The organism is Sphingosinithalassobacter sp. LHW66-3, from assembly GCF_050703275.1.
Taxonomy (GTDB): domain Bacteria; phylum Pseudomonadota; class Alphaproteobacteria; order Sphingomonadales; family Sphingomonadaceae; genus Sphingomonas.
Map to the genome: position 1 here is coordinate 2,875,430 of NZ_CP193482.1, position 21,592 is coordinate 2,897,021.

Here is a 21,592-nt window from a genome sequence, read left to right on the forward strand (position 1 = left end):
TCTTCACCTCGGCCCGATATTGCCGCTTCCATGCCGACTCGCGTGTTCCTCACCATCGACACCGAGCTGATGTGGCGGCACCATGCCGCCGGGCTCGATGCAGACACCATCGTCGAGCGCTCGCTCGAGCCCGCAGGCGTGGGAATCGGCTGGCAGCTCGCGCGGCTGGCCGATCATGGCCTGAAGGCTACATTCTTCGTCGATCCGATGCCGGCGCTGATCTATGGGCTCGATCCGATCAAGCGCGTGGTGGGAGCGATCCTGGAGGCGGGGCAGGAAGTGCAGCTCCATCTCCACCCCAACTGGACCGGCGCGAGTTGCGAGGATCGCCGCGCGACCGCGCTGTCGTTCGAGCTGATCGACTATGAATTCGCCGAGCAGGTCGAGCTGATCGCCGGCGCGAGCGACCTGCTGACGGCGGCGGGGGCGCCCGACCCGGTGGCGTTCCGCGCCGGCAGCTATGCCGCGAGCGACGATACGCTGGCGGCGCTCGCCGAACTCGATTTCCGCTATGACAGCAGCCACAACGGCTCCGAGCATCCCTGGCCGAGCGCGGTCTCGCTGCCGCCGCGCCAGATCGCCCCGATCGAGCATCGCGGCATCATCGAAGTACCGGTGACGCTGATCGAGGACATCGCGGGCCATCTGCGCCATTTCCAGATCTGTGCGCTGTCCGCAGCCGAGATGCGCGACGCGCTCGACCATGCGGTGCGCGAGAGCCATGCCGCGGTGACGATCGTCGGCCATGGCTTTGAGCTTGCAAACCGAGCCGGTACGCGGCCAAACGCAGTGCATGTCCGGCGATTCGAGACGCTGTGCCGGATGCTCGCGCAGCGGCAGGGAGCGATGGTGACCACGCATTTCGCCGAGCGGCCGCAACTGCGACTGGGGCAGGAGGATGCGCCGCTCGCGCCGAATGCGCTGCGCACCCGCCTGCGCCAGGCCGAGCAGCTCTGGTCCAACCTGGTCGAAGAGCGCGCGGCATGAGCGCTGCCGGACACGCCAATCCGACAGCGCTCAAGTTCGAGATCGGCGCGCGCACGCTGATGCAGGTGAGCCGTGCGCTCGCCCGGGTGCCGCTGAGCCTGGAGGAAGCCCGCGAAGGGCGGCTGCCCGCGCTGCCGCCGCTGGAGCGCGAGGCGCATGGCTATTCGATCACGTCGCTGCCCGAGGACCGGCTGGAGGCGATGGTCTATGCCAGCGGCGGGATGCTGCCGTTCGTGCGGCAGCGCTATACGCGCTACTATGCCGATCTGGACGGCGGCTTCGATTGCTGGCTGGCGGGGCTTTCGGGCAACACGCGCCAGCAGCTCAAGCGCAAGGCCCGCAAGATCGCCGAAGTGTCGGGCGGTACGCTCGATGTGCGGCGCTTTCGCACACCCGATGAGCTGGAGGAATTCCACGACATCGGCCGACGCATCTCGCTACGCACCTATCAGGAGCGGCTACTGGGATCGGGGCTGCCCGACACGCCCGAATTCCTGCGCGAGATGATGACGCTGTCGGCGGCAGACCGGGTGCGGGCGTGGCTGCTGTACGTCGCGGGCGAGCCCGCGGCGTTCCTCTATTGCCCGGTGTTCGGCAAGACCGTGATTTACGCCCATGTCGGGCATGATCCGGCGTTCAACGACCTCTCGCCGGGCGCGGTGCTCCAGCTCGAGGGGTTTCGCGACCTGTTCGGCGAGGAGCGGTACGACCGCTTCGATTTCACCGAGGGCGAAGGCCAGCACAAGCGCCAGATGGCGACGGGCGGCGTGGCCTGCGTCGACCTGCTGCTGCTGCGGCCGAGCCTGGCGAACCGGGCGACGATGGCCGCGCTGGGTGGGTTCAACCGCAGCGTGGCGGCGCTGAAGCGGGTGGTGAACCGCACGCCGCTGAAGGGCGTGGCAAAGAAGGTACGGCGCGGCTAACGCACCGGTTCGGGGCCTTCGCGCGCGACGTGATCGACCACCCAGCCGGCGGTGAGGCCGTGCACCGCCGTCGAGAGCAGGATGGTGAGCGCGATCGTCGCCCAGAGCTGGCCCTCGTTCAGAAATTCCATATGGCTGGTGGCATAGCCGAGATAGTAGATCGAGCCGATGCCGCGTACGCCGTAGAAGGCGACGACCCAGCGTTCGCGCGGGCGCAAATCGGTGCCGATCAGCGAAAGCCAGCCGCTCGCCGGACGGATCACGAAGATCACGGCCACTGCGATCGCGACATGCGCCCAGTCGAGTTCGCCCCAGATGGTGGGGAAGACGCCGCCGATCAGCACGAGCAGCAGCGCGGTGAGCGAATATTCGATCGATTCGTTGAAATGGTGGCAACGGGCGTGGAATTCATGGTCGGCCTCGACCCGGCGGAGGACCGCTCCGGCGACGAAGGCGGCGATGAAGCCATAGCCTTCGAGCAGTTCGGTCGCGCCATAGCAGAGCAGAACGCCGGCGATCGCCACGACACTTGAGCCGGTGTCGGCGAGCACATTGCCCCTCGGTACCACGAACAGCATCCGCCCGAGCAGCCAGCCGACCGCCGCGCCCCCCGCGACGCCGACCAGGATTCGATAGACCACGTCCTGCGCAACCCAGGTCAAGATCAGTTCGCCTGCGCCGGTTCCCGCCGCGGCGACGAGCAACCCCAGATAAACGAAGGGAAAGGCCAGCCCGTCGTTCAGCCCCGCCTCGGTGGTGAGGGCGAAGCGAACCGGATGTTCTCCGCCCTCGGTCGGCGGGCCGACCTGCACTTCGCCGGCGAGTACGGGATCGGTGGGCGCCATCACCGCGCCCAGCAGGATCGCGCCGGCGAGCGTCATTCCCGCCACGGCGAACCCCATCAGCGCCACGGCCGCGATCGTGAGCGGCATCGCGATGGCGAGCAGGCGGACGGTGGGTTTCCACCGCGTGAAGCTGGAGAGATTGTCGATCCGCAGGCCGGTGCCGAACAAGGCGACGATCACCGCGAGTTCGCTGGTGAGCTCCCAGAATCGCGAGGCGGTGCGCGGGTCCAGCGCCTCGGGCATGCCGGGGATGAGCGAGAAGGTGATCATGCCGAACAGGATCAGCAGCGCCGAGGCGGCCGGCTCGCGGCCCGAGAAGAGCCGCGGTAGCCAGGCGGCGAGAATGATCGCACCGCCCAGCGCTACCATCGCGACATGATAGGTGCTGAATCCGAAAAAAGGTTCGTCGGCCAACGCGATGCTCCACAGATGCCCCGGCGGGCCGGCGGCGCACGCGAGTGCAGTGCTCCGGCCCACCCCAACGCGCGGTGCGGCCAAGCGGTTGCCGCCGCCATTTCCGCCACGGCCGCACGCCGCTAGGGTGGCGCGATGCACCTGCGCGCCGAAGCCATCGTCCTGTCCGTGCGCGCACATGGCGAGCATGGCGCCGTCGTTCGGGCGCTGACCGAGGCGCACGGGCTGCAGCCGGGCTATGTCCGCGGCGGGCGGTCGCGGCGGTTGAAGCCAGTGCTCCAGCCGGGAAATCTGGTCCTCGGCGAATGGCGAGCACGGACCGAGGAGCAACTCGCGAGCCTGACGACCGAGCTGGTGCACAGCCGGGCGCCGCTGTTTTCCGAGCCGCTGCCGGCCGCCGCGATCGATTGGGTGACTGCGCTGACGGCGGCGGTGCTGCCCGAGGGACAGCCTTATCCACGGCTGCATGCGGCGCTCGACGGCGTGCTCGCCGCGATCGAGGCGGCGCCGGCGGCGCGCGGCTGGGGCACGGCGCTGGTGCGCTACGAGCTGCTGCTGCTGGCCGAGCTGGGGTTCGGACTCGATCTGGAGCGGTGCGCGGCGACCGGCGGAACGGCGGAGCTGGCATTCGTCAGCCCGCGGAGCGGCGCTGCGGTGAGCCGCGCAGGCGCGGCGGGATATGAGGCGCGGCTGCTGCCGCTGCCCGGGTTCGTCGCCGCCGGCGGAACCGCCGAATGGCGCGAGATCCTCGATGGCCTGCGGCTTGCCGGCCACTTCCTCGAGCGCGATCTGCTGACCGGGCGGGCGAGCGAAATACTGGCGGCGCGCACGCGGCTGATCGACCGGATCAAGAGGGCGGTTGCGTGAGCGCGCGACTTCGGCAATGCGCTGCGCCGAGGGAGGGCTGGTTTCAGTGGCATTGATCGCGATTTTGCCGGGCGACGGCATCGGTCCCGAAGTGACGACCGAGGCGCGCCGGGTGCTCGAGGCCGTGGGCTGCGGGGCAAGGTTCGAAGAAGCGCTGGTGGGAGGCGCGGCCTATCTCGAAACCGGCATGCCGCTGCCGCCCGATACGCTGGCGCTGGCGAAACGCGCCGACGCGATTCTGTTCGGCGCGGTCGGGGCGCCGCAATATGACACGCTGGAGCGCGCCTTTCGCCCCGAGGCAGCGATCCTGGGGCTGCGCAAGGAACTGGGCCTGTTCGCCAACCTGCGCCCGTCGAAGCTGTTCGCGGGGCTGGAAGGGGCTTCGGCGCTTCGCCCCGAAATCGCGCGCGACATCGATCTGGTGATCGTCCGCGAGCTGACCGGCGACGTCTATTTCGGCGAGAAGGGCCGCAAGCTGAACGACGCAGGGCATCGCCTGGGCTTCGACATCATGGCCTATGACGAAGCCGAAATCGCACGAATCGCCCGCGTCGGCTTCGAGACGGCGCGCACGCGCTCGCGCCGGCTGGTGTCGGTCGACAAGGCGAATGTGCTCGAAACCTCGCAGCTCTGGCGCGACGTGGTGAACGAAGTTTCGGCCGACTATCGCGACGTCGCGTTGTGCCACATGTACGTCGACAATGCCGCGATGCAGCTGGTGCGCAATCCGGGACAGTTCGACGTGGTCGTCACCGGCAATCTGTTCGGCGACATCCTCTCGGACCAGGCGAGCATGTGCGCGGGGTCGATCGGCATGCTGCCGTCCGCCTCGCTGGGCGAGGGCAGTCGCGGCCTCTACGAGCCGATCCACGGCAGCGCGCCGGACATCGCCGGGCAGGGCAAGGCCAATCCCTGCGCCGCGATTCTCTCGGCGGCGATGCTGCTGCGCCACTCGCTCGACGACGTGCCGAACGCCGAGCGGATCGAGGCCGCCGTCGCGCGCGCGCTGGCGAGCGGAGTGCGGACCGCCGATCTGGGCGGCAGCTGCTCGACGCGGGAGATGGGCGACACCGTGCTCAGGCACCTCGCGTGATCCCGCGATCGCTGGAGCTTGCGGTCGTCATCCCGACCTTCAACGAGCGCGAGAATGTGCCGGTGCTGATCGCAAAGCTCGATCAGGCGCTGGAAGGCCGCGCCTGGGAAGCGATCTTCGTCGATGACGACAGCCCCGACGGCACGGCGGACGTCGCGCGCGAGCTGGCGCGGATCGACGGACGGGTGCGGGTAATCCAGCGGATCGGCCGGCGCGGCCTTTCTTCGGCGTGCATCGAGGGCATGTGCGCGACTGCGGCGCCGGCGGTCGCGGTGATCGACGGCGACCTGCAGCATGACGAGACGCTGCTGCCGAAGATGCTCGACGCGTTGCAGGCGGACGCAACGCTCGACGTGGTGATCGGATCGCGCTTCGTCGAAGGCGGCGGCACGGGCGAATGGGATCGCGACCGAGTGGCCAAATCGGCGCTGGCGACGCGATTGTCGCGCGGGGTGCTGAAGGACGGGCTCACCGATCCGATGAGCGGCTTCTTCATGATCCGGTCGGACGTGATACGCGGCCTCGCGCCGCTGCTGTCGGGCATCGGCTTCAAGATCCTGCTCGACATCATGACCGCGAGCCCGCGGCCGCTGAAGTTCAGGGAGCTGCCCTATGTCTTCCGCATCCGCGAAGCCGGCGAGAGCAAGCTCGATCACGTGGTGGCGATGGAATATCTGATCGCGCTCTACGATCGCATGTTCGGGCGTTTCGTGCCGGTCCGCTTCGCAATGTTCTCCGCAATCGGCGCGCTGGGGGCGGGGCTGCACATGGCGGTGCTCTGGCTGTTCTTCATAGGCGCGGGGCTGGGGTTCATCGTCGCCACCGCGATCGCCACGCTGGCGGCGATGACGTTCAACTTCTTCCTCAACAATGCACTCACCTATCGCGATCGGCGGCTGAAGGGCGCGAAGGCGCTGGTGAGCGGCTGGCTTTCCTTCTGCGCCGTCTGCGCGGTCGGGGCAGTGGCGAATGTCGGCGTGGCGGCGTTCCTGCACGATGTGCAGCACGGCTATTGGGCGTTCTCGGCGCTTGCCGGCATCCTCGTCGGCGCGGTGTGGAACTTCGCGCTGTCGTCGCGCTTCACCTGGGGGCGGTACAAGTAACTCGCCGCCGCACCGGCAGCATCACCTCCAGCTCGGGAACCACATCCAGAATTCGAACGCGTCGCCTCCGGAGAGCGGCGCGGCCGAGAGGATCGGATAGAAATAGATGAAGGCGAGCAGCGCCGCGCCGCCGAACCATTCCTCGAGCCCGCGCCGCTTGCCCCCATCGAAATGGTGGAAGGCGACCGCCAGCACCAGCGCGAGGAAAATGCCCGAGAGATGATAATAGTAATAGAAGCCCAGTGACTTGGGGATGACGATGTAGATGGCGAGCGAAGCGGTCCACAGCAGCGCCATCGCCAGCGGCACGATCGCCTTCGACCGGAACCATGCCCAGTAGCAGGCGGCCACGGCGACGAGACCGCCCCACATGATTACCGGATTGCCGATCAGCAGTACCCCGCGCTGGGCGCCGCCCTCGAACTCGTAGAAATACCAGATCGGCCGCAGCATCAGCGGCCAGCTCCACCAATCCGACTGATAGGTGTGCGCCGACAGCACCTGGGTCTGCGCCTCGTACATCTTGAACTGGAACGCGACGATCTCGCCGGGAGGGATCGCCCCATAGGCGTAGAAGAAGGCCGGTAGATAGGTGAGAAAATAAACGACGATGCTCACGGCGCCCATCAGCAGCAGCCCCGGAAGCGTCGCGAGACCCGGCCAGTGCGGCTGACCCTTTCCGGCGAAAGCGGCGGCCACCATTCCCCGCTGCGTCTGCGTCTGCGTCTGCGTCTGCGTCTGCGCCGGGCGAGAGGCGCTGCGGCGGGCGTCGATCAGCCGGATCGTCACGAACGCCAGCCCCGCGAGCGCGACATAGGGGATCGCGGCCCATTTCACGCCGACCGCAAGCCCCAGCAGCGCGCTTCCCGCGATCCAGCGCACGAGCACCTTGTTCGGCGGCGCGCGCATCGCCGCCAGGAACGCCACCATCGCCCAGACGAGGAACGCGCCCAGGAACACGTCGAGCATCGCGATCCGCGCCTGCACATAGAGCAGCTGGTTCAGCGCGACGAACACCGCACCCGCGAGCGCGAAGCGCATGCGCCCGAGCAGCAGCCACAGGATCGCGAACACGCCGGCGACCGTGGCGCTGCCGGCGAGCGTCGACGGCAGGCGCCAGCCCCAGACATTGTCTCCGAAAGCCGCCATACCGAGCGCGATCAGTTCCTTGGCGACCAGCGGATGCTCGGTGTTGCGCGCCTGATCGAGCAGCAGCAGGCTGCGCGCGGCCGGCACGTAATGAGTCTCGTCGAACTGGATGATGCCCGGGCGGTCGAGATGCACGGTGAACAGGATCTGGGCAGCGAGGGCGACGAGCAGCCCGACCAGCCAGGGACGGGAGCGAAGGTCAGTGAGGCGATCGAGCATGGCGGCGGAGCGATAGCCGATCATTTCGCGTGCGTCATGCCGGTTTGCTCTGGCCAGCTTGGCACAGCCCAAGCGCGGCTAACTTGACGCCGCCCGTCCGGCCCCGGCAAAGCAACCGTCATGAAGCGTCATACCGGACAGGACCGTAGCGTCACCCAGAAGTGGAAGCCCGCGACTCAGGCGGTGCGCGGAGGAACTGCGCGTTCGGAATGGGGCGAGACGAGCGAGGCGCTGTTCCTCACGTCCGGCTATGCCTATGACTGTGCCGCCGATGCCGCCGCCCGCTTTGCCGGCGAGCAGGCGGGCATGACCTATTCGCGGCTGCAAAATCCTACCGTCGAGATGCTCGAGCAGCGGATCGCGCTGATGGAAGGCGCCGAGGCCGCGCGCTGCATGGCGAGCGGCATGGCGGCGATGACCGCGGCGCTGCTGTGCCAGCTGGAGGCTGGCGATCATGTCGTCGCGGGCCGCGCGCTGTTCGGATCGTGCCGCTGGCTCACCGATACGCTGCTGCCCAAATTCGGCATCGCGACGACGGTGGTCGATGCGCGCGATCCGCAGGCATTCGCCGACGCGGCGACCGACAGGACGAAGGTCTTCTTCTTCGAGACTCCGGCCAATCCGACGATGGACGTCGTTGATCTGAAGGCGGTGTGCGGCATCGCGCGCGAGCGCGGGATCACCAGCGTCGTCGACAATGCCTTTGCGACGCCCGCGCTCCAGCGGCCGATGGAGTTCGGCGCCGATGTCGTTGCCTATTCGGCGACCAAAATGATGGACGGGCAGGGGCGCGTGCTCGCCGGCGCGGTGTGCGGCAGCGAGGATTTCGTCACCGAGGTGCTGCTGCCGTTCACGCGCAACACCGGGCCGACGCTGAGCGCATTCAACGCCTGGGTGGTGCTCAAGGGGCTGGAGACGCTCGATCTGCGCATCCGCCGCCAGAGCGAGAATGCACTCGTGGTAGGGCGATTCCTGGAGGGGCGCGTGCCGCGGATCAACCACCCCGGCCTGCCCAGCCATCCGCAGCACGATCTGGCGATGGCGCAGATGGCGGCGGCGGGGCCGATCTTCTCGTTCGAGGTGGACGGCGGGCGCAGCCAGGCGCACGGGCTGCTCGATGCGCTGGAGCTGATCGACATTTCGAACAACATCGGCGACTCGCGTTCGCTGATGACGCATCCGGCATCGACCACGCACTCGGGAGTCGCCGAGGAGAAGCGGCTCGACATGGGCATTACCGAAGGCCTGCTGCGCATCAACGTCGGACTGGAGGATCCGGAGGACCTGATCGCCGATCTCGATCAGGCGCTGCGAGCGGTGGGCCTTTGATGAAGGCGCTGTTCACCGAGGAAGCCGAGACGCGGGGGATCACCGTTCGCGTATCGGTCTCCTATCTGCCGGAACAGTCGGAGCCGCAGCGCGGGCGCTGGTTCTGGGCCTATCACATCCGCATCGAGAACGAAGGGCCGATGGCGGTGCAACTGCTCACGCGCCACTGGATCATCACCGACGGGCGCGGCGCGCGCCATTCGGTGGAAGGCGAAGGCGTGGTGGGCGAGCAGCCGCTGATCGCGCCGGGCGGCAGTTTCGACTATGTCTCCGGATGTCCGCTCGCGACGCCGACGGGGAACATGCAGGGCAGCTATCACATGCTGGGCGAGGACGGCTCCACCTTCGACGTTACGATCCCCAAATTCGCGCTGATCGCTCCGACCGTGACGGGGTGAGATGAGCCGATGAAGCGCACGCATCTCCCGCTCAACGGCCTTCGCGTTCTTGACGCTGCCGCCCGGCACCTGTCGTTCACCCGCGCGGCCGACGAGCTGGCGGTCACGCCGGCCGCTGTGGGCCAGCAGATCCGGGCGCTGGAGGACACGCTGGGCGTCGTGCTGTTCCGCCGCACGACGCGCGGACTGGAGCTGACGCCCGAAGGCGAGGCGGGGCTCGACGCGCTGCGTCACGGCTTCCTGCAGTTCGAGGAGGCGGTACGCGCGATGCAGGCGGGGCAGTCGTCCAAGTCGCTGACGATCGCCGCCCCGCGTGACCTCACCGCGAAATGGCTGATGCCGCGCCTGGCCGAAATCGCGCGCGCCGACGGCGAGCTGCGCTTCATGCTGCTTACCGCCGACGAAAGCCTCGATTTCACCGAGGCCAACCTCGATCTCGCGGTTCGATGGGGCGAGGGGCCGGGCGAGCATGAGGGCGAGGCGCTCGAATCCGACGGGATGGTGACGGTGGAGCGGCCGGGCGGGGGCGCGGAGACGCGCATTTCGTGGCCGGGGTGCATTTCCGACGAGGCGCAGTCGCTGGTGCGGGTGGGCGATGCCGGGCTCGCGCTCGACGCCGCCGCCGACGGGCTGGGCCGGGCGACCGTTCCCGAAGTGCTGGCGCGCGGCGACCTGGCCGCCGGCCGAGTGGTGATGGTGGGCGAGCCCAAAGCGTCGCGGCTCGGCTACTGGCTGGTCGCGCCGCTGCCGCAGTGGCGGCAGAAGAAGGTCCGCGATCTGGTGGAGGCGCTCGCGTCGTGAGCGATGCGCCGCCGGTGCTCGAGACCGAGCGGCTGCGGCTGCGGCCGCTTTCTCCCGATGATGCCGAGGCGCTGCACCCGATGCTGGCCGATGCCGAGCTGATGACCTGGTGGTCGAGCGGCCCGCATCGAACGATCGAGGAGACTCGCGACTATCTGGCTCCCGTGCCCGAATGGCGTCACTGGGCGATCACGCGGCGCGGCGACGATAGCGCGCTTGGGTGGGTCGCCGCCGGCGCGAAGCGTTCGGGCGTGATTGAAGCCGGCTATATCCTCGGGCGGGTGCACTGGGGGCAGGGGATCGCGCGCGAGGCGGTCACTCGGCTGCTCGATCACCTGTTCTTCGAAGAAGGCCAGCGCCGTGTGATCGCCGACACCGATCCGGAGAATCGCGCCTCGCGGGCGCTGCTGGAGGCGCTCGGCTTCACGCTCGAAGGTATTTTGCGCGCCGAATGGGCGACGCACATCGGCGTGCGCGACACCGCGCTGTACGGACTGCTGCGTGACGAATGGGCGGCGCGAGGCACCAGGCGCTAAGCGGCTGGAGCGGGCGATCGGCGGCGGCCCCCCTGATGCCACGCTCCTCCGAGCGGTTGCATCCCCTTCGGCCGAACGGCGGCCCCAGGCGAATGAGCGAGTCGCTTACTGGCCGGCGCTCTGTTGCGGCAGCGCCGCCGCCGCGAGTTCCGCCATGCGGCTTACGAGCCCGGCGAAGCGGCCGTTGTCGACCGCCGCCTCCGGGTCGTTCCAGCTCCCGCTGAATGCATACCATTCCCCGGACTGCGCCTGGAGGAGCAGCGTCATGTTGATGACACCGGGTTCGGAGCCGCCCTTATACCCGACATAGCGCCACTGCTGCGCAATGCCGGGCGAGACGCCGGGGTTCTGCGAGAGAATGTCGCGGGCGACGGAATTGGCTTCGGTGTTGCGGCGCAGCCAGTCCATCGTGCGGACGAGATCCGCGGGGCTGGCGAAGAACTCGATTGCGTCGATCATCACCGGCACGCCGTCCTGGAACAGATCGGGGCGGATTGCCGTGATCGGCGCGGCGGCGACTTCGCCGGCCAGCAGCGCGCGGCGCTCGGCATGGTCGCTGCCGATCCACTGGCGGCCAAGCGCCCCATCCTCGATCCCCTTCAGCTTGAAGAATTCGAGCGTGCCGAGCAGCGGGCGATTCATCGCGACCTGTTCGGGCGCGACGCCGACCACCGGCAGCATCGCCTCCACCCGCTCGCGGCCGAGATGGTGGAGCAGGATGTCGGTCGCGCTGTTGTCGCTCACCGAGATCATCCGCCCGGCCAGTTCGCGCAGCGTGACTTCGGTGCCCGCAGGCGCCGCGAAATAGGCGCCGCCGGGAAGCGCGCTTCCGTCGAGCGTCACGACATCGTCCCACTGCCGTTCACCGGCATTGGTGGCGCGGACCAGTTCCGCGAGGATCCAGAGCTTGAAGGCGGAGCCGACGCCGAACGGAGTGTCGGCATCCTCGGCATGAAGCATTTGCGGAGCGCCGTCGCCCAATCGCGCGGCAGCATAGCCGGTGCGGCCCGGCAGCGCCTCGATCGCGTCGAACACTTCGCCGAGCGATGCTTCGCGCGCCTGAAAGCCAGTCACTCGAAGCCCAGTTACCTGATGCGGCTCGGCAGGATCGACGGCGATCTGGAGCGTGGCAGTGGTGTTCGCAAAGGCGACGGTGATGACGGCCTGATTCGGGTCGCGCGCCTCGACGTCGGCGATCTCGGGCGGAGCATCCGCGCCGGCGCGCATCTGGGCGGTCATTTGATCGAACTGCGCCTTCGGCACTTGCGCGACGAAAGCCGGATGGAAAAACGCCTCGTAATCGCCGCCGCCGGAAAGGATTGCCGGAAGCTCGTCGATCCGTGCCTGCAGTGCCGGGGAAGGTGCGATCGCCTGCGGGGCTTGCGGCGGGGAAGCGGGAGCGTCCTGCGCGACGGCCGGCGCTCCGGTGAGGGTGAGCGCGGCGAAGGCTGCGGCGAGAAGGCGTGTGCGAAGCATCGGCAAGTCCCCTGCTGCGCCGCGAATCGCCGCGGCCGCCCGATCCTACCCGGCAAAAATTATGATATCAATTATTGGCCGAAGGAGGTCAGGCGTCGATCGCGTCTTCCTCGAGCCGCGCGGCGTTTTCCTGGATGAAGGCGAAGCGATGCGCCGGATTGGTCCCCATCAGCCGGTCGACCAGATCCTTCACCACCGCCCGTTCCTCATATTCCTCGGGCAGGCGGACGCGCAGCATGCCGCGCGTCTTGGGATCCATCGTCGTTTCCTTGAGCTGCTGCGCGTTCATTTCGCCGAGTCCCTTGAACCGCGCGACTTCGACCTTTCTGCCCTTGAATTCGGTGCGCTCCAGTTCGGCGCGATGCGCATCATCCCGGGCATAGGCCGACTTGGCGCCCGCGGTGAGGCGATAGAGCGGCGGCTGGGCCAGATAGAGGTGCCCCTTGCGCACCACGTCGGGCATCTCCTGGAAGAAGAAGGTCATCAGCAGCGTAGCGATATGCGCGCCATCGACATCGGCATCGGTCATGATGATGATCCGATCGTAGCGCAGGTTAGCCGCGTCGCAGTCCTTGCGGGTGCCGCAGCCCATCGCGAGGATCAGGTCGGCGATCTCCTGATTGGCCAGGATCTTGGCCGAGGTGGCGCTGGCGACGTTGAGGATCTTTCCGCGGATCGGCAGGATCGCCTGAGTCTTGCGGTCGCGTGCCTGTTTCGCCGTGCCGCCCGCGCTGTCGCCCTCGACGATGAACAGCTCGGTGCCTTCCGAAGCGTCCGAGGAACAATCGGTGAGCTTGCCGGGCAGGCGCAGCTTGCGCGCGCTGGTCGCGGTCTTGCGCTTGACGTCGCGTTCCTGCTTGCGCCGAAGCCGCTCGTCCATTCGCTCAAGCACATAGCCGAGCAGCGCCTTGCCGCGATCCATGTTGTCGGTGAGGAAATGGTCGAAATGATCGCGCACGGCCTTTTCGACCAGGCCGGTCGCCTCGGGCGAGGTGAGGCGGTCCTTGGTCTGGCTCTGGAACTGGGGATCGCGGATGAACACCGAGAGCATGAGTTCGCTGCCGGTCATCACGTCGTCCGCCGTGAGATCTTTGGCCTTCTTCTGCCCGACAAGGTCGCCGAAAGCGCGCAACGCCCGCGTGAGCGCGGTGCGCAGGCCCTGCTCGTGCGTGCCGCCATCGGGGGTGGGGATGGTGTTGCAATACCAGCTGTAGCTGCCGTCGGACCAGAGCGGCCAGGCGACCGCCCATTCGACTCGACCGTTGCCTTCGGGGAAATCCTGGCTACCGGCGAAGAATTCCGCCGTCGCGCATTCGCGCCCGCCGACCTGTTCCTTCAGATGATCGGCAAGGCCGCCGGGGAACTGGAACACGCCCTCGGCGGGAATGTCGCTTCCTTCGACCAGCGCAGGCGCGCATTTCCAGCGGATCTCGACGCCGGCGAACAGATAGGCCTTGGAGCGCGCGAGCTTGTAGAGCCGGGCGGGCTTGAACTGCATCTCCGGCCCGAAGATCTCCGGATCCGGAGTGAAGGCGATCGTGGTTCCGCGACGGTTGGGCGTGGAGCCAAGCGTCTCGAGCGGGCCAAGCGTCTGCCCCTGACTGAATCGCTGGCGGAACAGCTCGCGGTTGCGCGCGACTTCGACCACCGTATCCACCGAGAGCGCGTTGACGACGCTGACGCCGACGCCGTGGAGCCCGCCTGACGTCGCATAGGCCTTGCCCGAGAATTTGCCCCCCGAATGGAGCGTCGAGAGAATCACTTCGAGCGCGGACTTGTCCGGAAACTTGGGGTGCGGATCGACCGGAATGCCGCGGCCATTGTCGCTGATCGTCAGGCGGTTGCCCTCGTCCAGCATCACTTCGATCCGGGTGGCATGGCCCGCCACCGCTTCGTCCATGGCGTTGTCGAGCACTTCGGCGGCGAGGTGGTGCAGCGCCCGCTCGTCGGTCCCGCCGATATACATGCCGGGGCGGCGGCGCACCGGCTCCAGCCCCTCGAGCACTTCGATCGAGGAGGCGTCATAGCTTTGGGCGGAGCGGGGAGTATCGGACTCGAACAGGTCGTCGGACATGTTCCCGGTATGGGCGCCGCGATTCCGCAGTGCAAGGCGCCGCCGTGCGTTGGCCGTCATTCGCAGGTCGCCGATGCTGTGGCAACGCTTCGAGGATCAGTCGCCCGAGGCGAGCGCGGCTAGCAGCATGCGATGGAAATGCTCGGGAGCCTCGATCTGCGGCGAATGGCCGAGTTCGGGAAGGCGGATGAGCCGTGCCTCGGGAAAGCGGTTCACTGCCGTCTCGGCCGCTTCCGGCACGGTGCGGATCGACTCGCGTTGCGCCTCGGGCGCGCTGCCGCGGCGGAAGCTGGTCAGATCCCGTTGGCCGATGATCAGCGTGGTGGGCACGTCGATTTCCGGGATCTGCCCCACGATCGGCTGGCTCTGGATCATGTCCGAAAGCCGGGCCTGCGCGTCGCGCACCCGATCGCCGTCCGGACTGGCATATTGCCCGGCCAGCATGTCCACCCAGCGATCATAGGCCGGCCGCCATTCGCCCTGATAATAGACGCGCTGCTGATATGCCTTGATCGAGGCGTGGTCGGTCTCGGCTTCCTCCGCACGCAGCGTGCCGAGATCGGCATAGGGGACGCCTTCGGCCACGGTATCGTTGAGCCCGAGCGGATTGACGAGCACCAGCCGCTCCAGCCGCTCGGGATGGAGGAGCGCATAGTGCATCGCCAGCATCCCCCCGGTCGAATGGCCGACGAGCGTGACCTTCGCCGCGCCGACGCGGTCGAGCAGTGCATCGGTCAGGCTCGCCAGCGCACGGAAGCTATATTGATAGCCTTCGGGTTTGCTCGACTTGCAGAAGCCGATCTGATCGGGCGCGAGCACGCGATAGCCGGCTTCGGCCAGTACGCCGATCGCTTGATCCCAGGTCGCGGCGCAGAAATTCTTGCCGTGGAGCAGCACGACCGTCTCGCCGTTTGGCGCGCCGCGCGGCGCGACGTCGAGATACGCCATGCGCACGGCATCGCCCTGCGACCGGGTTTCGAACCAGTGGACCGGATAGGGATAGTCGAACCGCTCGAGGTGGGCGCCGTAGATCGGCGTTTGCGGCTCGGTCTGCGCGCTGGCAGGAGCCGAACAGGCCGTGAGCGCCACGCCGGCCGCACCAATCCAGAACCGCATGCCTGCCTCCCATGTTCTCGGAGCGCGAACGAACGGATGCGCCCGCGGCTCCCGCCGCGCCGGTTGACCGGCGCCCGCTTTGCGCCAAAACTGGTAGCATGTGCAACGAAGCGGCGCGGCAGATCGCCGTAGGAGAGATCGGTGAGGGTTTCGCGCAAATGCGCATCCCGCTCGACTTTCCCGAGGGGCTGCCGAACCTCGAGCCGACCGACAGCGTGCGCATCACGGATGCCACGCCGATCGTGCGCGCCGCCCCCTCGGGCGAAGGAATGGGCGCGCAACTGGTGCAGCGGCGGTGGAGCTGGCCGGGGCAGGGCGGTCGCCCGATCTACAACTACCGATCCGAGGGACGCGACTTCCGCAATGCGCCGACGCAGGGGCGTTGCCTGATCCCGCTCGACGGCTTCTACGAATTCCGTGAGCCGGCGCCGGGCACGGGGACGAAGTCCAAGCGCAAGGAGCGGCTGTTGTTCACGCCCGCGCCCGGAAGCGTGCTGGGAGACGGCTTTCTCTGCGTCGCGGGCCTGTGGCGCGCGGTTCCCGAAACAGGCGAAGCCTTCACCATGCTGACGTGCGAGCCGGGACCCGACGTGGCGCCGCATCATCGACGACAGGTCGTACTGATGCCGCGAACGAGCTGGGCGGCATGGCTGCGCGGAGACGTGCCGGCGCGGGAGCTGATTGCACCGACACCCGCGGGCATGCTCGACGTGCGGGTGGCGCCGCGCTCGGCCTGAAAGGGCGGAGCTTGCCCGAAAAACAAGGGGCGGCTCTTTCGAACCGCCCCCGTATGTCCTCGGTTCCTGTTCAGCGGACCCGCGGACCGCCGAAGGGAAGCGGCGGCGGAGGCCGGCGATCGCGGCGCGGCAGCTGCGCCTGATAGGCATGGCCGCAATGATCGACGCAATAGGGAAAGCCGGGGTTCACCTTTTCGCCGCAGAAGTGGAAGTCCGGCTCGCCCGGATGGCCGATCGGCCATTTGCAGATGCGATCGTTGAGATCGAGCAGCGACGTCTTGCCGGCGATCGCCTCGCTCGGCTTGGCGGGCACCAGCCGGCGCGGCGGCGCGGGCGTGCTCGGCGGCGCCTGCTCGCCCGGATTCTGGCGAACGAAGCCGCCGGGGCCGACCGACCGGAGCGACGGGGCCGGCGCGCTCGGCTTCGCTTCGGGAGTGGGAGCCGGCTCCTGCTCCTGCTCCTGCTCCTGCTCCTGCTGCTGGGCCGGTTCGCGTGCCGGCGCGGCGCGCGGTTCGGGCGCGGCCTTGGCCGGCGCCGCAGGGGCGGCGCGGCCTTCGTTCGGCTTCACCGGCGACGGACGCGACGGAAGCCCGAGCCGGTGGGCCTTGCCGATCACGGCATTGCGGCTGACGTTGCCCAGTTCCTCGGCAATCCGAGTGGCGGTCATGCCGCTATCCCACATCTTCTTCAGCGTCTCGATGCGCTCTTCGGTCCAGCTCATGGTCTTCCTTCAGTATTCCGCGGCTTGCGGGCGGCCCCGGCAGCGATTAGGCGATCGCGCCATGAGCAGCCAGCCCCAATCGGGTGCCGAGCCCCGCCAGCATCCGCTGCCGGAGCCGGGTGTCCCCACGATCCGCAACGTCAATTGGGCAGGCTTGCGAACCCTATATGTGAAGGAGGTGCGCCGTTTCTTCAAGGTGCAACTCCAGACGATCTGGGCGCCCGCGGTAACGACGCTGCTGTTTCTGGTGATCTTCACCGTCGCACTGGGCGGAAACGGGCGGCAGGTGACGCTCGACGGCGAGCCGATCGCGTTCGGCAATTTCGTCGCGCCGGGGCTGATCGTGATGGGCATGCTGCAAAACGCCTTCGCGAACGCCAGCTTCTCGCTGCTGGTCGGCAAGATCCAGGGCACGATCGTCGATTATCTGATGCCGCCGCTATCGACCGGCGAGCTACTCGCGGCGTTGGTGGGCGGCGCAGTAACGCGCGCCTTCTGCGTGGGCGGCGCGGTGTGGCTGGCGATGGCGTTGTGGCCGGGGGTGAACGTGACGCCGAGCCATTTCTGGGCAGTGCTCTGGTTCGGGTTGCTGGGGTCGGTGTTCCTCGCACTGATGGGCGTGCTCACTTCGATCTGGGCGGAGAAGTTCGATCACGCCGCGGCGGTGACCAACTTCGTCGTCGCGCCGCTCACGCTGCTTTCGGGCACCTTCTATTCGGTCGAGCGGCTCGCGCCGACTTTTCAGGCGGTCAGCCACGCCAATCCGTTTTTCTACATCATCTCGGGCTTTCGCTACGGCTTTCTCGGAGTCGCCGATTCGCCCGTGCTGTTGGGCAGTGCGATCATCCTCGCGCTCGATGTGGCGCTGGGGCTGTTCTGCTACTGGCTGCTCAAGCGCGGCTGGAAGCTGAAGAGCTGACGCGACCCAGCGGTCCGCCGCCGCTGCAAAGACGCGGCGGCGGACCGGTTATGAGCCGCTCAGTTCGTGCGCGACCGATTCGGGCGCGGCGGATAGGCGCCGTCCACGACGACGCAATAGTGCATCCCGGCCAGCGGCGGGACGAGCTTGGGAATGCCGAAGCTGCTTGCCCCGTCGCCGCCATAGGTCGTCCCGTACAGCGAGAAGAGTGCCGCATATTGCTGGATCGGCAGGACGCGCCCGTCGGCATCCATTGTCCCGGCGGGGCAGAAATTCGATCCGAGAAGCAGCACCTCGCCGAGGAAGGACTCCTGTGCCAAGGCCGGAGCGGAAACGGTCAGAGCGGCGATCGCCGCGCATGCGGCCGTCATCATCTTGCGTGCCATTGCAAACCCCCTGTTTGCGCCGCCCGGAACATCCGGACGGATGCGAAACGATCCTACTGCATTTTCCTGCCGGAGTCGCGCCGATGGTGTTGACGCGATTGCTGGGCTGCCCCTAAACACCCGCTCCGGGGCGGTCCGGATGGGCCGCCCTTTGTCGTTTCGGAGTTGTATTCACTCGTTCTTGCGAAAAGGAGCAGTCCCAATGTCGATCACCCCGCTCATGCCCGTTTATCCGCGGTGCGATGTGCGTCCGGTGCGAGGCGAGGGCTGCTATCTGATCGGCGAGCGCGGCGAGCGATACCTCGATTTCGCCAGCGGCATCGCAGTGAACGCGCTGGGCCATGGCCATCCGCACCTCACCAAGGCGATTCAGGACCAGGCGGCGACGCTGATGCATGTCTCCAATCTCTACGGTTCGCCGCAGGGAGAGAAGCTGGCGCAGCGGATCGTCGACAACAGCTTCGCCGATACGGTGTTCTTCACCAATTCGGGCGCCGAGGCAGTCGAATGCGCGATCAAGACCGCGCGCCGCTATCATTTCGCCAACGGCCAGCCCGAGAAGCACCGGCTGATCACCTTCAACATGGCGTTCCACGGGCGGACGATCGGGACGATCAGCGCCACCAACCAGGCCAAGCTGCGCGATGGATTCGAGCCGCTGCTGCCCGGCTTCGCCTATGCCGAGTTCAACGATCTCGAGGGCGCGCTGGCGCTGATCGACGACAATACCGCCGGTTTCCTGGTGGAGCCGGTGCAGGGCGAGGGCGGCATCCGCGCGGCGACGCCTGAGTTCCTGCAGGGCCTGCGCAAGGCGTGCGACGAGAAGGGGCTGATGCTCGTGCTCGACGAAGTGCAGTGCGGATACGGCCGCACCGGCAGCTGGTTCGCCTATGAGCAGTATGGGATCGAGCCGGACATCCTCGCCGCGGCGAAGGGCATCGGCGGCGGCTTCCCGCTCGGCGCGTGCCTCGCAACCGAGAAGGCCGCCAAGGGCATGGTGATCGGCACGCATGGCTCGACCTATGGCGGCAATCCGCTCGCCATGGCGGCGGGCGAGGCAGTGCTCGACGTGATGTTCGAGGAAGGCTTTTTCGCGCATGTGAAGGCGATGGGCGAGCGGCTGCGCGCGAGCCTGGAGCAGATGATCCCGAACTACGATCATCTGTTCGACAGCGTGCGCGGCAAGGGGCTGATGCTCGGCCTCAAGCTCAAGGAGCCGGCGGTGAGCCGCGACTTCGTCGCCTTCTGCCGCGATCATCACGGGCTGCTGACGGTGGCGGCGGGCGAGAATGTCGTCCGCATCCTGCCGCCGCTGGTGATCGGCGAGGAGCATATCGCCGAATGCGTGCAGAAGCTGAGCGAAGCGGCGCAGGTCTATGTGCCGCCGAGCGACGATTGAGCCAACGGGCTTTTCCAGAGGCGTGCCGATGACGATCCGCAATTTCCTTAGTCTTGCCGACGCCGGACCCGCCGGCATCGCCGCCATGCTCGCCGACGCGCTCGACCGGAAGGCAGCGCGCGCAGGCTGGCCGAAGGGTAGGGTCGACGCCGATGCGCCGCTCGCCGGGCATACGCTGGCGCTGGTCTTCGAGAAGAGCTCGACGCGCACGCGCGTGTCGTTCGACATGGCGATCCGCCAGCTGGGCGGCAGCTCGGTGGTGCTCGACGCGGCCACGACTCAGTTGGGGCGCGGCGAGACCGTGGCCGATACCGCGCGCGTGCTTTCCGGCTATTGCGACGCGATCATGGTCCGCACCGACGATCACGCCAAGCTGCTCGAGATGGCGGAATATGCCAGCGTGCCGGTGATCAACGGCCTGACCGACGACAGCCATCCCTGCCAGATCATGGCCGACCTGCTGACGATCATCGAGAGCGGCAAGGCGCTGCCGGGGCTGAAGGTCGCCTGGCTGGGCGACGGCAACAACGTGCTCGCCTCGATCGTCGAGGCTGCCGGGCTGATGCAGTTCGACCTTGTCGCCGCCTGCCCGCAGAGCTTCTCGCTGCCGGAGGAGACGATGGCGGCGGGGGCGGGGCGCGCGCGCTGCGTCAACGATCCGGCCGAAGCCGTGGCCGACGCCGACGTCGTCATCACCGACACCTGGATCTCGATGGGGCAGGCCCACGCCGAGGCGAAGCTGGCCGCGCTCGCACCCTATCAGGTCGATGCCGCGCTGATGGAGAAGGCCAAGCCCGACGCCAGGTTCCTCCACTGCCTGCCCGCCCATCGCGGCGAGGAAGTGACGCCCGAGGTGATCGACGGGCCGCAGTCGCTGATCTGGCCCGAGGCGGAAAACCGCCTGCATGCGCAAAAGGCGATCCTGCGCTGGTGCTTCGGCCAGATCGGCTGAGTTGTCGCCGGGCACGAGGCTTCCTATCTCGTGCCCGAAGCCAACAGCCCCGTCCGCGCCGAGCGTGCCTAGGCGCTGCACTTCTTTCCGAGGGCGGAAAGGGGACGGACGGGGTTTCGACATGCCCAGCCCGAAGGTTGTTCTCGTGACCGACACACCACGCCCCGCCGATCTCGACCGCGCGATCGGCTTCACTCTTCCCGAACGGAATGCGCGCGGCCGCGTGACGCGGCTCGGACCGGTGCTCGACGAGATCTTGTCGGCGCATGCCTATCCGCCGCCGATCGAGCGGCTGCTTGCGGAAGCGCTGACGCTCACTGCGCTGCTCGGCTCGACGCTGAAGGATGCCGGCGGCCAGCTGACCCTGCAGGCGCAGACCCAGCATGGCATCGTGAGCCTGATGGTGTGCGACTACAAGGGCGGCGAACTGCGCGGCTACGTCCAGTATGACGCCGATCGGCTGGCGCTGCTGGGCAAGAACCCTTCGCTGTTCGCGATGTTCAACCAAGGCTATCTGGCGGTCACTTTCGACCAGGCGGCGACCGGCGAGCGCTATCAGGGAATCGTCCCGCTCGACGGCGATTCGATCGCGCAGGCGGCCGAGAGCTATTTCCTTCAGTCGGAGCAGATCCCCAGCCTCGTGCGGCTCGGCCTTGGCCGCGACGCCGAGGGACGGCTGATCGCGGGCGGGCTGTTCCTCCAGCATCTGCCCGAAGGCGAGGAAGGTCGCGAACGGCTGCATACCCGGCTCGACCATCCCGAATGGGGCCATGTCGAGGCGCTCGGCGCCACGATGGGTGCGGACGAGCTGGCGGATTCGTCGATCCCGCTCGAGAACCTCGTCTGGCGGCTGTTCAACGAGGAGAGCGAAGTGCGCGTGCTGGCAGGCGCGGAGCTCTCGCGCGGTTGCCGCTGCGATGCGGAGTATATCACGCAAGTCCTGGGCAAGTTTCCGCCAGAGGAGCGGCAGGCAATGGCCGATGCTGAGGGCATGATTACGGTCGATTGTGCATTCTGCGCGCGCAATTTCCCGGTTCCGCTGTCGGACTTCACAGCGTCACCACTGTAATACTGGACTCTTTTGCCCGAATCGCGAGAGAGTGATGTTCGGGCGAAGACTCGCGCAACGCGGGCTCGCCCGCCGGGAG

The 21,592-nt window shown here is 67.6% G+C and carries 21 protein-coding genes; 14 read left to right on the top strand and 7 right to left on the bottom strand.

Features of this window, described 5'->3' with window-relative positions; genetic code table 11:
• Positions 1-30 precede the first annotated feature (30 nt).
• On the top strand, positions 31-987 hold the full coding sequence (locus tag ACQ450_RS14135) for a polysaccharide deacetylase (RefSeq protein ID WP_188054341.1): 957 nt from the start codon (positions 31-33) through the stop codon (positions 985-987).
• Entirely contained in the window at positions 984-1,910 is a 927-nt protein-coding gene (locus ACQ450_RS14140; RefSeq protein ID WP_431469746.1) for a GNAT family N-acetyltransferase, read from the top strand. The genes ACQ450_RS14135 and ACQ450_RS14140 overlap by 4 nt, the downstream gene beginning before the upstream one ends.
• Here the strand turns inward: ACQ450_RS14140 and ACQ450_RS14145 are convergent.
• Complete coding sequence (locus tag ACQ450_RS14145) at positions 1,907-3,169, bottom strand: cation:proton antiporter (RefSeq protein ID WP_262503893.1); 1,263 nt, start codon at positions 3,167-3,169, stop codon at positions 1,907-1,909. The two genes, ACQ450_RS14140 and ACQ450_RS14145, sit on opposite strands and share 4 nt — an antisense overlap.
• A 135-nt stretch (positions 3,170-3,304) precedes the next feature.
• On the opposite strand from ACQ450_RS14145, the gene recO reads away from it, so the two are divergent.
• The 3 genes from recO to ACQ450_RS14160 are packed head-to-tail and all read left to right on the top strand — an operon-like array spanning position 3,305 to position 6,232.
• Positions 3,305-4,036, top strand: a complete 732-nt coding sequence (recO, locus tag ACQ450_RS14150; RefSeq protein WP_431469747.1) for a DNA repair protein RecO — start codon at positions 3,305-3,307, stop codon at positions 4,034-4,036.
• A 46-nt stretch (positions 4,037-4,082) separates the two neighbouring features.
• Positions 4,083-5,129, top strand: a complete 1,047-nt coding sequence (leuB, locus tag ACQ450_RS14155; protein ID WP_431469748.1) for a 3-isopropylmalate dehydrogenase — start codon at positions 4,083-4,085, stop codon at positions 5,127-5,129.
• Positions 5,126-6,232, top strand: coding sequence for a glycosyltransferase family 2 protein (locus tag ACQ450_RS14160; RefSeq protein ID WP_431469749.1), 1,107 nt, complete (start codon positions 5,126-5,128; stop codon positions 6,230-6,232). The genes leuB and ACQ450_RS14160 overlap by 4 nt, the downstream gene beginning before the upstream one ends.
• Before the next feature lie 21 nt (positions 6,233-6,253).
• Here the strand turns inward: ACQ450_RS14160 and ACQ450_RS14165 are convergent, their stop codons facing one another.
• Positions 6,254-7,624: a phospholipid carrier-dependent glycosyltransferase gene (locus ACQ450_RS14165; RefSeq protein ID WP_431469750.1), complete on the bottom strand. Its 1,371-nt coding sequence runs from the start codon at positions 7,622-7,624 to the stop codon at positions 6,254-6,256.
• A gap of 96 nt (positions 7,625-7,720) precedes the next feature.
• On the opposite strand from ACQ450_RS14165, the gene ACQ450_RS14170 reads away from it, so the two are divergent.
• From ACQ450_RS14170 to ACQ450_RS14185, 4 genes are read left to right on the top strand one after another with little or no spacing between them, the layout of a single operon-like run.
• Positions 7,721-8,929, top strand: a complete 1,209-nt coding sequence (locus tag ACQ450_RS14170; protein WP_431469751.1) for a trans-sulfuration enzyme family protein — start codon at positions 7,721-7,723, stop codon at positions 8,927-8,929.
• Positions 8,929-9,327: a Co2+/Mg2+ efflux protein ApaG gene (gene apaG, locus ACQ450_RS14175; protein WP_188054347.1), complete on the top strand. Its 399-nt coding sequence runs from the start codon at positions 8,929-8,931 to the stop codon at positions 9,325-9,327. Before ACQ450_RS14170 ends, apaG begins: the two co-directional genes overlap by 1 nt.
• 9 nt (positions 9,328-9,336) lie before the next feature.
• Positions 9,337-10,128: a LysR family transcriptional regulator gene (locus ACQ450_RS14180; RefSeq protein WP_431469752.1), complete on the top strand. Its 792-nt coding sequence runs from the start codon at positions 9,337-9,339 to the stop codon at positions 10,126-10,128.
• Positions 10,125-10,664 carry a GNAT family N-acetyltransferase gene (locus ACQ450_RS14185; protein ID WP_431469753.1) on the top strand — a complete coding sequence of 180 codons (540 nt, stop codon included), beginning with the start codon at positions 10,125-10,127 and terminating at the stop codon, positions 10,662-10,664. Before ACQ450_RS14180 ends, ACQ450_RS14185 begins: the two co-directional genes overlap by 4 nt.
• 105 nt (positions 10,665-10,769) lie before the next feature.
• Here ACQ450_RS14185 and ACQ450_RS14190 read toward each other — a convergent pair whose 3' ends face one another.
• The 3 genes from ACQ450_RS14190 to ACQ450_RS14200 form a co-directional block, all read right to left on the bottom strand.
• Positions 10,770-12,140: a serine hydrolase gene (locus ACQ450_RS14190; RefSeq protein WP_431469754.1), complete on the bottom strand. Its 1,371-nt coding sequence runs from the start codon at positions 12,138-12,140 to the stop codon at positions 10,770-10,772.
• 88 nt (positions 12,141-12,228) lie between these two features.
• Positions 12,229-14,214, bottom strand: a complete 1,986-nt coding sequence (parE, locus tag ACQ450_RS14195; RefSeq protein WP_188054351.1) for a DNA topoisomerase IV subunit B — start codon at positions 14,212-14,214, stop codon at positions 12,229-12,231.
• 96 nt (positions 14,215-14,310) lie between these two features.
• Positions 14,311-15,330, bottom strand: coding sequence for an alpha/beta fold hydrolase (locus tag ACQ450_RS14200; protein ID WP_431469755.1), 1,020 nt, complete (start codon positions 15,328-15,330; stop codon positions 14,311-14,313).
• Between the two features lie 98 nt (positions 15,331-15,428).
• Here ACQ450_RS14200 and ACQ450_RS14205 point away from each other — a divergent pair, with 98 nt between their 5' ends.
• Positions 15,429-16,067: an SOS response-associated peptidase family protein gene (locus ACQ450_RS14205; RefSeq protein ID WP_431469756.1), complete on the top strand. Its 639-nt coding sequence runs from the start codon at positions 15,429-15,431 to the stop codon at positions 16,065-16,067.
• Between the two features lie 70 nt (positions 16,068-16,137).
• Here the strand turns inward: ACQ450_RS14205 and ACQ450_RS14210 are convergent, their stop codons facing one another.
• Positions 16,138-16,788, bottom strand: a complete 651-nt coding sequence (locus ACQ450_RS14210) for a GcrA family cell cycle regulator (protein WP_431469757.1) — start codon at positions 16,786-16,788, stop codon at positions 16,138-16,140.
• A 61-nt stretch (positions 16,789-16,849) separates the two neighbouring features.
• On the opposite strand from ACQ450_RS14210, the gene ACQ450_RS14215 reads away from it, so the two are divergent.
• On the top strand, positions 16,850-17,707 hold the full coding sequence (locus ACQ450_RS14215; protein WP_431469758.1) for an ABC transporter permease: 858 nt from the start codon (positions 16,850-16,852) through the stop codon (positions 17,705-17,707).
• A gap of 59 nt (positions 17,708-17,766) precedes the next feature.
• Here the strand turns inward: ACQ450_RS14215 and ACQ450_RS14220 are convergent, their stop codons facing one another.
• Positions 17,767-18,093, bottom strand: a complete 327-nt coding sequence (locus ACQ450_RS14220; protein WP_431469759.1) for a phage tail protein — start codon at positions 18,091-18,093, stop codon at positions 17,767-17,769.
• A gap of 202 nt (positions 18,094-18,295) precedes the next feature.
• Here ACQ450_RS14220 and ACQ450_RS14225 point away from each other — a divergent pair, with 202 nt between their 5' ends.
• From ACQ450_RS14225 to ACQ450_RS14235, 3 genes are all read left to right on the top strand, one after another.
• Positions 18,296-19,492: an aspartate aminotransferase family protein gene (locus tag ACQ450_RS14225; RefSeq protein WP_431469760.1), complete on the top strand. Its 1,197-nt coding sequence runs from the start codon at positions 18,296-18,298 to the stop codon at positions 19,490-19,492.
• A 28-nt stretch (positions 19,493-19,520) separates the two neighbouring features.
• Entirely contained in the window at positions 19,521-20,444 is a 924-nt protein-coding gene (gene argF, locus ACQ450_RS14230) for an ornithine carbamoyltransferase (protein WP_431471236.1), read from the top strand.
• Between the two features lie 145 nt (positions 20,445-20,589).
• Complete coding sequence (locus ACQ450_RS14235) at positions 20,590-21,513, top strand: Hsp33 family molecular chaperone HslO (RefSeq protein WP_431469761.1); 924 nt, start codon at positions 20,590-20,592, stop codon at positions 21,511-21,513.
• The last annotated feature ends 79 nt before the right edge of the window (positions 21,514-21,592 follow it).